This is a genomic window from Halobacillus sp. B23F22_5 (genome assembly GCF_043497085.1).
GTDB lineage: Bacteria > Bacillota > Bacilli > Bacillales > Halobacillaceae > Thalassobacillus.
The window spans coordinates 138,430-150,444 of sequence record NZ_JBIEKI010000008.1 but is presented as its reverse complement, the minus strand read 5'-3'; the positions used below and the strand labels follow the sequence as shown (position 1 = coordinate 150,444).

7 protein-coding genes, 10 tRNA genes and 2 rRNA genes are annotated in these 12,015 nt (G+C 42.5%); 18 read left to right on the top strand and 1 reads right to left on the bottom strand.

Annotated features, from left to right (window positions below; all coding sequences use genetic code 11):
• The 14 genes from ACGTN9_RS12660 to rocF form a co-directional block, all read left to right on the top strand.
• Positions 1 to 127 (top strand): 23S ribosomal RNA (locus ACGTN9_RS12660); the annotation flags it as partial.
• A gap of 77 nt (positions 128 to 204) precedes the next feature.
• Positions 205 to 318, top strand: a 5S ribosomal RNA gene (gene rrf / locus ACGTN9_RS12655).
• Between the two features lie 209 nt (positions 319 to 527).
• Positions 528 to 602 (top strand) — tRNA-Asn (locus ACGTN9_RS12650).
• Positions 603 to 606: 4 nt separating this feature from the next.
• Positions 607 to 678: transfer RNA gene (locus ACGTN9_RS12645), tRNA-Thr, on the top strand.
• Between the two features lie 235 nt (positions 679 to 913).
• Complete coding sequence (locus ACGTN9_RS12640) at positions 914 to 5,311, top strand: S8 family serine peptidase (protein ID WP_499593286.1); 4,398 nt, start codon at positions 914 to 916, stop codon at positions 5,309 to 5,311.
• A 355-nt stretch (positions 5,312 to 5,666) separates the two neighbouring features.
• Positions 5,667 to 5,741, top strand: a tRNA-Glu gene (locus ACGTN9_RS12635).
• 4 nt (positions 5,742 to 5,745) lie between these two features.
• Positions 5,746 to 5,821, top strand: a tRNA-Val gene (locus ACGTN9_RS12630).
• Between the two features lie 154 nt (positions 5,822 to 5,975).
• Positions 5,976 to 6,048 (top strand) — tRNA-Thr (locus ACGTN9_RS12625).
• Positions 6,049 to 6,283: 235 nt separating this feature from the next.
• A tRNA-Tyr gene (locus ACGTN9_RS12620) sits at positions 6,284 to 6,369 on the top strand.
• Between the two features lie 76 nt (positions 6,370 to 6,445).
• Positions 6,446 to 6,520 (top strand) — tRNA-Gln (locus ACGTN9_RS12615).
• A 169-nt stretch (positions 6,521 to 6,689) separates the two neighbouring features.
• A tRNA-Lys gene (locus ACGTN9_RS12610) sits at positions 6,690 to 6,762 on the top strand.
• A 16-nt stretch (positions 6,763 to 6,778) separates the two neighbouring features.
• Positions 6,779 to 6,853 (top strand) — tRNA-Gly (locus ACGTN9_RS12605).
• Positions 6,854 to 7,026: 173 nt separating this feature from the next.
• Positions 7,027 to 7,102 (top strand) — tRNA-Ala (locus tag ACGTN9_RS12600).
• Between the two features lie 183 nt (positions 7,103 to 7,285).
• Positions 7,286 to 8,185, top strand: coding sequence for an arginase (rocF, locus tag ACGTN9_RS12595; protein ID WP_499593284.1), 900 nt, complete (start codon positions 7,286 to 7,288; stop codon positions 8,183 to 8,185).
• A 49-nt stretch (positions 8,186 to 8,234) separates the two neighbouring features.
• Here the strand turns inward: rocF and ACGTN9_RS12590 are convergent, their stop codons facing one another.
• Positions 8,235 to 8,387 (bottom strand): Spo0E family sporulation regulatory protein-aspartic acid phosphatase, encoded by a 153-nt coding sequence (locus ACGTN9_RS12590; RefSeq protein ID WP_499593281.1) that lies wholly within the window; start codon positions 8,385 to 8,387, stop codon positions 8,235 to 8,237.
• Positions 8,388 to 8,572: 185 nt separating this feature from the next.
• On the opposite strand from ACGTN9_RS12590, the gene sigW reads away from it, so the two are divergent.
• The 4 genes from sigW to ACGTN9_RS12570 all read left to right on the top strand — a co-directional run bounded on the left by sigW (position 8,573) and on the right by ACGTN9_RS12570 (position 11,992).
• The gene (sigW, locus tag ACGTN9_RS12585) at positions 8,573 to 9,136 is read left to right on the top strand and encodes an RNA polymerase sigma factor SigW (protein WP_499593279.1); all 564 of its coding nucleotides are present in this window, start codon (positions 8,573 to 8,575) and stop codon (positions 9,134 to 9,136) included.
• Positions 9,137 to 9,151: 15 nt separating this feature from the next.
• Entirely contained in the window at positions 9,152 to 9,802 is a 651-nt protein-coding gene (locus ACGTN9_RS12580; protein ID WP_499593277.1) for a zf-HC2 domain-containing protein, read from the top strand.
• Positions 9,803 to 9,942: 140 nt separating this feature from the next.
• Positions 9,943 to 10,761, top strand: a complete 819-nt coding sequence (gene cdaA, locus ACGTN9_RS12575; RefSeq protein WP_093045160.1) for a diadenylate cyclase CdaA — start codon at positions 9,943 to 9,945, stop codon at positions 10,759 to 10,761.
• Positions 10,754 to 11,992, top strand: coding sequence for a CdaR family protein (locus ACGTN9_RS12570; protein WP_499593274.1), 1,239 nt, complete (start codon positions 10,754 to 10,756; stop codon positions 11,990 to 11,992). The genes cdaA and ACGTN9_RS12570 overlap by 8 nt, the downstream gene beginning before the upstream one ends.
• The last annotated feature ends 23 nt before the right edge of the window (positions 11,993 to 12,015 follow it).

Here is a 12,015-nt window from a genome sequence, read left to right as displayed (position 1 = left end):
CTAGATGAGATTTCCCATCACTTCGAGTGAGTAAGATCCCTCAGAGACGATGAGGTAGATAGGTCCGAGGTGGAAGCGTGGTGACACGTGGAGCTGACGGATACTAATCGATCGAGGACTTAACTAAATAAATTCGTGAAGAAGTTGGATTGTTGAATGTTGCTTATCTAGTTTTGAGGGTTCACCTCAATTACATCATAAAGGTCTAGTGGCGATAGCGGAGAGGTCACACCTGTTCCCATGCCGAACACAGCAGTTAAGCTCTCCAGCGCCGATGGTAGTCGGGTTTATCCCCGTGAGAGTAGGACGCCGCTAGGCTTTTTCTTTATATCCACTAACTTAAATCATTCCATGATATACATACTTGCATTATTCCACCGTAGCGAAGCCAACCTCTTCGAATAAACTACGAAGCAAGCTTTGCGAGGAATACAACATTACTGTTTTAGTAAGAAAGTGATAAAATAGAGTTGAATGACGAGCATAAAACTAAGATTAAAGCTCAATGATATACATACTTACATTATTCCACCGTAGCTCAGTGGTAGAGCAATCGGCTGTTAACCGATTGGTCGTAGGTTCGAATCCTACCGGTGGAGCCATCCTGCTTCCATAGCTCAGTGGTAGAGCACTTCCATGGTAAGGAAGGGGTCGCCGGTTCAAATCCGGCTGGAAGCTCTCATATGAAAAGCGATTTCCTTATAAAAAGGAAATCGCTTTTTTGTGTCTTTTTACCTATTTTTCATGTGTGTTTATTCCCGTTTTAAAAGAAACATCTAGCAAAACATGTCAATATTTAGTAAGTTAATAGCAACATCTTAAGAATATCGGAAAATTCAAAAAACAAAGGAAGGGGGATAGTGGGTAAAAAGTAAGTCTTTGTTGGAATAAAAAATAGAAAGGGGTTTTTGTATTGGGCACCCAAAGAAAGAAAAGGTTATTAAAATGGCTCAGTCTAACTTTAGTTCTAGCCTTGATCGTACCTTTCTTCAATTACACCAGTGCCGCAGCTGAGAATTCCCCAAGTGTCTCCATCAAAGATAATAAACAACAAGTGAATAATAAGGTGAATCAAGACCTGATTGATCAGTTTGCTGATCAGAAGGAAGTTACTTACCTTGTAAAAATGAAAGAGCAGGGGAATACAAAAAAAGCTGCGCAAGAAGCAGTATCCAAGGCAGAGGATAGCAAGGCTTCTCTTACAGCGCAGCAAATGAAACGAGTAAAGGCATCTGCAGTTGTAACAGAGCTTCGTTCGACGGCAATCGAAACGCAGCATCAATTGAAGAAGCTGCTGACTGAAGCTGAACAACAAGGGAATGTCTCCTCGTTTCAATCTTATTATATCGTAAACGCAATGGCGGTTACTAGTAATGTAGAAGTAATGAAAAAAATCGCTGCTCTACCTGAGGTAGAAAAGGTTCTTCCTAACCGTACGAGACAGTTGAATCCTAAGGTAGAAGGAGTAGCTGAAAAAAAAGCTTCTCTTACTAAAGCAACTGACAAAGCAGAAACGAGTAACACGGAATGGAACATCGACCGTGTTGGGGCTCCTCAAGTATGGTCTGAAACCGGCATCGATGGGACAGGTGTTGTGGTAGCCAACATTGATACTGGAGTAGAGTGGGACCACCCAGCCTTAAAGGGAAAATACCGTGGATTTGATCCTGCAAATCCTGATGCTGTAAACCATGAATTCAATTGGTTTGATGCTACTGCAGGTCAAGGCACTCCTTACGATGACCAGGGTCACGGTACCCACACTATGGGAACCATGGTAGGTGCTGAAGAAGATGGTTCCAACCAGGTAGGTGTGGCACCTGGAGCAAAATGGATTGGTGTTAAAGCATTTACTGCAGCTGGCGGGACAGACGTCGATCTTTTAGAAGCTGGTGAATGGATATTAGCTCCAAAAGATGCCGATGGTAACCCTCATCCTGAGCAGGCACCTGATGTCGTTAATAACTCATGGGGTGGCGGTCCTGGACTTGATGAGTGGTATCGTCCAATGGTCCAAAACTGGCGTGAGTCAGGTATTGTACCAGTATTTTCAGCTGGTAACGATGGGCCTGGTGATGGAACGATTGCTGCACCATCCAACTACCCAGAATCCATCGCTATAGGAGCCACAGATATTAATGATGGTTTAGCTAGTTTTTCAGCTAGAGGTCCATCGCCTTATGATGGAGAGATTAAACCGGATATATCTGCTCCTGGAGTAAATGTCCGCTCTTCAGTGCCTGGTGGAGGCTATGAAGGTGGCTGGAATGGAACATCAATGGCTGGACCTCATGTAGCTGGTACAGCTGCTTTACTGTTACAGGCTGATAACTCTTTGTCAGTAGATGACTTAGAAGAGTTGATGCTTGAAACCGCAGATACAACTACGAATGACCAATATCCTGAAGATCCAAATGAAGGGTATGGACATGGTATTGTGAACGCTTATACTGCTGTATCGGCAGTAGTCAGCGGTATTGGGGAAATCAAGGGGCATGTTTATGAAGAAGGAGAAGATAATGAAGCTCCTGCTATTGAACATGACGCACCATCAGAAACCTATGAAGGTGTCCCACTTCCATTGATCGCTAGTGTTACTGACAATATCAGTGTAAGTTCTGTAGAATTGTCCTACCGTATTGACGGACATGGTTCTTGGGAGACGGTACAAGCGGACTTGGTAGATGGTGACTATTTAGAAGGAACCTACCAGGCTGTTTTGGAAGGCGACATCGTGAATGGCAGTCAATTGAATTATAAATGGCTGATAACTGACTTTGGAGGTAATGAAGTAGAAACGGATGTTTTTGAAGTTACCATCAAAGATGCCATTACTGTCGGCTATGCACAAGATTTCGAAACTGTCCCAACCGGCTGGTTGTCATTTGGTGAAAATAACAGCTGGGAATGGGGTACACCGGAAGATGGCCCAGAAGGTGCTGCATCTGGTGAAAAAGTATATGGGACAAACCTGACTGGTGATTACGATAATTATTCCGATATGACATTAGTAATGCCACCAGTAGAAGTTCCTGAAGGTGACACTTTCCTTCAGTTCGAAACTTGGCATAACCTGGAAAACAATTATGATTACGGTCATGTAGTTGTTTCCACGGATATGGAGAATTGGGAGCAGTTGGCTGAATACAATGGAACCACCAGTGACTGGACAGAGTCAGAAGTTGATCTATCTGATTATGCTGGTGAGGATGTATTCATCGGTTTCCATGTTGAAAGTGATTTCCTTGTTACAAGAGAAGGCTGGTTTATCGATGATGTAGCATTGACGGATGAATCCTCAGGTGCAACAGCTGCCGTCAAAAAAGGGAAAAAGAAACAAAATAAAACTCTAAATGCTTTTGGAAACACAAACACAAAAGCAGGTTTGGGATTCCAGGATAAAGGGTCGAAAAAGATGAAAATACCTGTTAATCCTAAGAAGTTGCTTCCAGGTGAAGTAACAGATATCAAAACGCCACAATTTAAAGGTGGAGAAGGTAAGAAAAAAGGGAAAGAGCCAAATGTATTACCTTTAGATGCAACTGTAACAGTGGTCGAGTCGGATCGTTCTGTTAGTACAAATCCTGCAGATGGCAGCTATAGGTTAATGCATGCCGCAGGTGATTTTACAGTAGTGGCTGATGCTTACGGTTTCCATCCAAGTGAGCAGTCTGTGTCGGTTCCAGAAGATGGATCAGTCAGTGCTAACTTCACATTGAACCCTATTTCAAAGGGAACGCTTGAAGGTACTATAACAAACGAACAAACTGGTGAGCCAATCGAGGGTGCTACCTTGATGCTTGTTGAGGATGCCGCAGTAGCCCCTGTTGAAACAGGAGAAGATGGCACATTCACTCTAGAAGCTTATGAGGGCGATTACACGTTGAAAGTGATGGCTCCATCCTATCACGGCGAAGATGTCCCTGTTACCATTGAGGGAGACAGTACAACTACAGTGGATGTGGAGTTGAAACCGTTCATTGGATATCCTGGTGAAATCGGATATGATGACGGCACTGCCGAAAACGCTCGTGCGTTCTATGATGCTGGCAATGGCTGGGCTGTTAAAATGTCCTTGGAAGAAGGACAGGAATCCGCTATGGTTACTGGTGGCCTGTTCCGCTTCTGGACAGAAGAATGGCCAGTACCTGGTGGCAATGAGTTCCAAGTTGAAGTGTATGACGCTACAGGACCAGATGGGGCGCCAGGTGAAAAAATTGGTGGTCCTTATGATGCAGAGGCGTTAAGGAATGGGGAATGGACACATGTAGACCTCTCTGATAAAGGAATAGTTGCAAATGGAGATTTCTATATGGTGTATATTCAAACACATCCTAATCCAGACACTCCTGGTCTGGCTACGGATGAAGACGGAGATTATGCAGACCGCAGCTGGCAGTATGTAGGTGGAAGCTGGAGTAAGTCTCCGGAAGCGGAAGGTAACTACATGATCAGGGCACTAGTCGATTATGCGGCAGAAGCTCCTGTGATTGAATCTCCTGCTGATGAATCATTTACCAATGAAAAATCTATTACAGTAGAAGGTAGTGCTGCACCAATGACAACAGTTACTGTCTACAACGATGGTGAAGAAGCAGGCACTACAGAAGCTACAGATGATGGAAATTTTGCTGTTGATATCACCCTGGAAACAGGAGAAAATGAATTAACAGCGGTATCTTCCATGGATAACGGTTCAACTGATCCATCTGCACCTGTAGTAGTGACATTAGATCAAGAAAATCCTGTGTTAACTATCGACACTCCAACTAATGGCGATAAAACAAATAAAGAAGTCATTACAGTTGCAGGTCAAGTAGAAGAAGAAAATCTTGATCGTGTCGAAGTAAACGGTCAAACTGCTGATGTTGAGGAGGATGGCTCATACTCCAAACGCATCATGCTTTCAGAAGGCGAAAATGAAATTGTGGTTACGGCAACAGATTTAGCAGGTAACAGTGTCGAAGAGTCAGTCACTGTGGATGCTAAATTTAATGCAACTGATATTGAAAATCTACAACCAACAGAAGACAAGTATATGCGGGCTGGTGAGTCCGTAAAGATCGAGTTTGATGCAGATCCTGGACTTGACGCTACTTTCTATATCAGAATGCCATTAACTAATTTCTCTGATCAGGCTACAGAGCTGCCGATGATGGAAACGGAAGAAGGCCATTACGTAGGCTACTGGACAGCAACCTCTAACCTGGTAGCAGAAGGTGCCGAGATTGTTGTAAAAGCCGCTGATGATTATGGTAATGTGGCTGAGGAAGCTGCAGAAGGAAAGCTATATATCAATACAGAAGAATAAGGTTCTTAATGAGCTGCTCCTGATCAGGGGCGGCTCTTTTTTTGGTCGTACCGATTAAGTTTTTACCTGTTTTTATGAATACGTGAGACAAACTTACAATAAATAAAAGAAATGAATCCATGGTAAGAAAGAATCCAGAATCATATAAGAGACAATGCTAAGCAAAGGGGATTGGGGGGCTGGCATCAAAGTAGATGATTGAGGGTTAAGGGGCGATTTTCCTTGCCATAGAGCGGAGTTATAAAAGTATATAAAAAAATAAAAATTTCTCTTTACAAAGTACTAACAGTCTGTATATAATAATATTTGTCAGTTTGAGAGGACAAGCTTTAAAGAGGCTGTCAACTGCTTAAATGGCCCGTTGGTCAAGTGGTTAAGACACCGCCCTTTCACGGCGGTAACACGGGTTCGAATCCCGTACGGGTCACCACTTTGGAGGATTAGCTCAGCTGGGAGAGCACTTGCCTTACAAGCAAGGGGTCGCAGGTTCGAACCCTGCATCCTCCACCATTTAGTTTTTGCCGGTCTAGCTCAATTGGTAGAGAAGCCGTAAACTTCTTTGAACTGCAGCATTGTAGGCTTTGCGAGGAGCGCGGGCTTCACCGAATAAGCTAGCAACGAGACGAGCACAATGCAATAAACCTTCTGTTCACACTTAAAATATGCCGGTCTAGCTCAATTGGTAGAGCAACTGACTTGTAATCAGTAGGTTGGGGGTTCAAGTCCTCTGGCCGGCATCCTACAAAGTTTTCTTACTACGTTGAATTACTTCATCGAAAGAAAACAATTGTAGTCCTGTAAGGGCACCATTGAATAGTTCCCTTACTACGTCGAGTTTACTTCTAAGATAGGGAACGATAGTAGTCCTGTAAGGGCACAATGAAACATTTCAAGAAGATTTCCAGTGATTTCTTGTAGAAAACTGTTGAAACTTAAAATATGTTTCTGTTATAATGTCTAAGTGACTTTCTTGGAGGGATAGCGAAGTTGGCCAAACGCGGCGGACTGTAAATCCGCTCCCATCGGGTTCGTAGGTTCGAGTCCTACTCCCTCCACCATTTATTTTTTCATTTGACTATGAATTAACTTTATAAAAAAAGCAAATAGTACTTATTACTTGTACTATTTTTTTAATGGCCCATAGCCAAGCGGTAAGGCAGCGGATTTTGATTCCGTCATGCGCTGGTTCGAATCCAGCTGGGCCAGCCACTTATTTATAAAATAAAGATTATGAGCCATTAGCTCAGTTGGTAGAGAAGCCGTAAACTTCCTTGAACTACATCACCGTAGGCTTTGCGAGGAGTGAGGCATCACCTGAATTACCTTGCAACACGACGAGCACCACGCTCAACTGGATTGTAATACTTTTTAAATTAATGAGCCATTAGCTCAGTTGGTAGAGCATCTGACTTTTAATCAGAGGGTCGAAGGTTCGAATCCTTCATGGCTCACTTGTATCACTGTTATGCGGGAGTAGTTCAGTGGTAGAACACCACCTTGCCAAGGTGGGGGTCGCGGGTTCGAATCCCGTCTCCCGCTCCATTATAAAGATTTTTAACTACGTCGAATTGACTTCCAAGTTAAAAATCAATCGTGTACTGGAAGTGCTCCAATTTAATCTTTTGCTACGTTGAATTAACTTCTTAGCTAAAGATTGATCGTGTACTGGAAGTGCTCCATAAATACGATTTTGACTACGTAGAATAACTTATTTAGGGGCCTTAGCTCAGCTGGGAGAGCGCCTGCTTTGCACGCAGGAGGTCAGCGGTTCGATCCCGCTAGGCTCCACCATTTCTTGTACCATTACTAGCGACTTCATAAATTCAGACGAGATGAAAGCTGACATGCTACTACCATGTCAGCTTTTTTCGTGTGCAGGGATTTTCTCGTATATATATACAAAATCGTGTCTGGTTGAGTCATTTATCTGAAAGCGTCTACAATAATAGAGAGTAGAAGAAGGAGGATGACGTTATGAAGAAGCTTTCCATTTTAGGAGTACCAATGGATCTTGGACAAAATCGACGTGGCGTTGATATGGGACCTAGTGCCATTCGTTATGCTGGTGTCCTTGAACGTTTAGAAAAATTAGAACTTGTCATAGAAGATCTCGGCAATGTAGAGATTGCACAGCAAAAGGGCGAGCAAAAAGAGCTTGTTGATAATTTACGTAATCTAAATGAAGTGATGGAAGGTAATGAGAAACTTGCGCAAAGAGTAGATGAAATTATCGAAGAGGGAAGTTTTCCGCTTGTGTTTGGCGGTGATCATAGTATTGCTATCGGAACACTTGCTGGAGTTTCGAAGCACTATGAAAATTTAGGGGTCATATGGTATGACGCGCACGGTGACTTGAACAATAATGAAACCTCACCTTCTGGGAATATTCATGGTATGCCGCTCGCGGTGAGCCTTGGTATTGGTCATGAAAGGTTAGTCAACATTCACGGGTATCAGCCAAAAGTCAAACCAGAAAACATTGTGATAATCGGGGCTCGTTCCTTAGATGCAGGAGAGCGGGAACTAATTAAAGAAAAAGGAATCAAAGTTTATACCATGCATGAAGTGGATCGCATGGGGATGTCAGCAGTTATGCAGGAAACTATCGACTACTTGAAGGATCGTACAGATGGGCTGCATTTGAGTCTTGATCTGGATGGTTTGGATCCGGATACTGCTCCTGGGGTCGGAACACCGGTTATGGGCGGCTTAAGCTATCGGGAAAGTCATCTAGCGATGGAAATGCTGCATGAGTCTGGTTTAATTACATCAGCAGAGTTTGTTGAAGTTAACCCGATTCTTGATGAGAAAAATCGTACGGCAAGTGTCGCGGTAGGTTTGATGGGATCTTTATTTGGCGAAAAACTAAAATAAAGCAAAAAAATAACAGCAGCTTATCTATTAGGATAGGTTGCTGTTTTATTTACCTGGCTTTTTCGAACTGATTAAGCAATTGATCTAATTGTCTACTGATATTAACTACCTCTTCTGACGATAGATCCAAGTGCTTGGATAAATCGTTCATTTCTTTTCTGCACTTTTCAATCTCTACCAGAATAAGCTTTTTTTGTTCCATTATGTCCTCCATAACAAAAAATATTAAGGTGTTATTAATTTATTTTATATTGAACCCCATACCCTCGCTGAAAAGATGTTAAACTTTAATTGGGATTTTTTTCTTGAGTTTTTTAATTTTTTTTGAAACCTTTCGATGTTTTGAATCGTAGAGGTAATACCGCAAGTATAGCGGAGGTATAGACAATGGAAACCTTGATAAAAGAGAAAATTAAACAGATAAAAAAAGGGGATCAAACTGCATTTGAAGATGTAGTATCTTCTTATCAGAATAAAGTATACCAAATTTGCTTCCGCATGATAGGTAATGCACATGAAGCAGAGGATCTTGCACAAGAAGCCTTTATCCGGGCTTATACGAACATTGGCCGGTTTGATGAGCGGAGGAAGTTTTCAACCTGGATATATCGGATTGCTACGAATCTTACAATCGATCGCATTCGTAAGAAAAAACCCGATTATTTTCTGGATGCTGAAGTTAAAGGCACGGAAGGGTTGAATATGTATTCTCAACTAGCAGCGGATCAAGCGTTGCCCGAGGAAGAAGTGGAAAGTCTGGAGTTACAGACTTATATCCATGAAGAAATTTTGGCCTTGCCTCCTAAATACCGAAGTGTAATTGTACTGAGGTTTTTAGATGAACTGTCCTTACAGGAAATAGCTGATGTGTTGGAGATTCCTGTTGGTACCGTGAAAACCCGGATTCACCGGGGGAGGGAAACGTTGCGAAAAAGGCTTCGCCACGTGTAAAAGGAGTGAGAGGGAATGAATTGTAAACAAGAAGCTATCGGTTTAATGCATAAGTATTTAGACGACGGTTTGACACAAGAAGAAGAAAAGAAATTACGCTTGCATTTGGAGTCCTGCAGGGACTGCCAGACTCACTTCCATGAATTGAAGCGGACCATAAGTCTCGTAAAGAGCTCGAGTCCTATATCTGCACCTGAGGACTTTACTGCTAATGTAATGTCTAATTTACCACAACAGAAAAAGCGCAATCATTATATGCGTTGGTTCAAGAATCATCCTTTCTTCACAGCGGCAGCAGTATTTTTCCTCATGATGTTCGGTGGCGTCTTCTCAGCCTGGACAGAAGACCAGCAAGTTACTGTTTCTAAACAGGAAAACCTTGTTATACAGAATCAGGTAGTTATCGTGCCGGAGGATGTTACAGTCGAAGGGGACCTGTTAGTCCGTAATGGTGATTTGCGGATAGATGGAGCCGTAAATGGTGATGTTACGATTATAAACGGTGACATTCTGGAACAGGATAGTGTGCAAGATTCTCCTTTAGACGGGGAAAAATATATGGCCTATGTCAGCGGTGAAGTAAATGAAGTGAATCAAGTGTTCGAGTGGATGTGGTATCATATCAAAAAAACAGTAGAAGGCGTATTTTCTTTAGGGAACGGGTAATAAAAGTAAGGCTGTCATGCCAGACAGTCTTATTTTTTTTGGAACACGGGGAGTGCATTATCAATGTACATGTTAAGTATGATATAATTATATGTACTTTGTTTTTATAAATGTAATTACTGTTAAAAGGAAGTGTAGACATGCTTGATGGGGGACTTGATGTATTAGATTATTTACTTATAGCAATTGATATCGCCCTCGTCTGGTTTGTTGTATATAAATTGATCATGTTGATCAGGGGAACGAAAGCTGTCCAGTTGTTAAAAGGGATTTTCGTTGTTCTGGCAATATGGCTGTTTAGCAACTTATTCGGGCTTTCTACGTTAAGATGGCTGACCTCACAAGCGATCACATGGGGTTTTCTTGCAATTATCATCTTATTCCAGCCTGAGTTCAGACGTGCATTAGAGCAGTTAGGGCGGGGAAGCTTTTTCAGCAGATCGACTTCAGAAGAGCAGGGTGTAGAAAAATCCATACAGGCTATCATCAAATCTTGTAACTATATGGCGAAGCGTCGGATTGGAGCTTTGATTACAATTGAAAGAGAAACGGGTATGGGAGATTATGTCGAAACAGGCATTAATATTGAAGGCCGCCTGACCAGCGAATTGCTGACAAATATTTTTATTCCAAACACCCCATTACACGATGGAGCGGTAATTATCCGTGGGGATGAAATTGTTGCCGCTGCTTGTTACTTACCTTTATCAGAGAGTCCTTTTATCTCAAAAGAATTGGGTACCCGTCACCGGGCAGCGATGGGAATCAGTGAAGTGACAGATGCCTTGACGATTATCGTATCTGAAGAAACAGGTAATATTTCTTGTACAAAAAATGGTGAATTACACCGTGAACTGGATCAGGAAAAGCTTGATGAAATTCTCCATAAAGAATTGAATGCGCCGGTGAAAGCCCCTGCTGCAAAGACATGGAACTGGAGGGGGAAGAAAGATGGATAAATGGTTTAATAGCCCCTGGTTTATTCGTGTCATCTCCTTATTACTTGCTATTTTATTATGGACTACGGTGAATTTAGATGACAATTCGCAAAGCGATGCCTTACTGATCAATGATGGCTCCAAGGAGTTTGAAGTGCTGAGCAATATTCCATTGGACGTCAAATACGACGATGATAAATATACGATCAGTGGAGTGCCTCAAAGTGTAGCCGTAACCTTAGAAGGTCCGAATAGTGTTATGACGCCGGTTGTCCGCCAGAAAAACTTTGAAGTATACTTAGACCTTCAGGATTACGGACCGGGGACTCATTCGGTGGACGTTATGCATAGTGGTATATCCAATCGTCTTAACGTCAATATTGAGCCAAAAACAGTTCAAGTGACTATTGAAGAAAAGGTGGAGAGGGACTTCGAGGTCGGCGTCGATTTAATTAATGACGAGGAACTCGTAAACAATTATGAAATAGGCGAGGCAACTATCCAGCCATCCCAAGTGACGGTTACCGGCGGGAAGGACCTGGTGGATAGTGTCGCACTCGTCAAGGCGATTGTAGACGTCAGAGACACTACGGACACTATTGAAAATGTCCAGGCACCTGTTAAAGTATATGATACCCAAGGAAATGAATTGGACGTGCTGGTGGAACCGAACATAGTTAATGTTACGGTACCTATTAACCTCCCAAGTAAGCAAGTGCCGATTGAGGTACAAACGAAGGGCGAGGTTCCAGAAGGCTATGCAATTCGATCGGTGAATCCGGAAGTGGAAGAAGTTACAATTTATGGTCCGTTGGAAGCCATCAGTCAAATCGGAAGGATTGCAAATCTTGAAGTAGATGTTAGTGATTTAACGGAATCAACTACAGTAGAGGCAGAAATTCCTGTACCTAAAGGTATTAAGAAAGTCGATCCTGAAACGGTAGAGGTAGATGTAGAAGTTGTTGAAGCGGAGGAACAGGCAGAACAGGTGATTGAAGATATAGAAATAGGGGTGGCTAACCCGCCAGGAGAAGGTTCCGTCAGTTTTATTAATCCAGATAATCAACAAATAGCAGTAACGGTTTATGGAAATGAAGCGGATATCAACAATCTTGGATCAGAGGATATTCAGGCAGTCATTGACGTCGAGGGCTTAGAAGCTGGTGAACATGAAGTGCCGATCGAAATCACCGGACCAGAAAATACATCATTTGAACTTACTAATCCAAATGCAACGATACGTATTGGATAATAATAGAATGTTTGGAATGAACG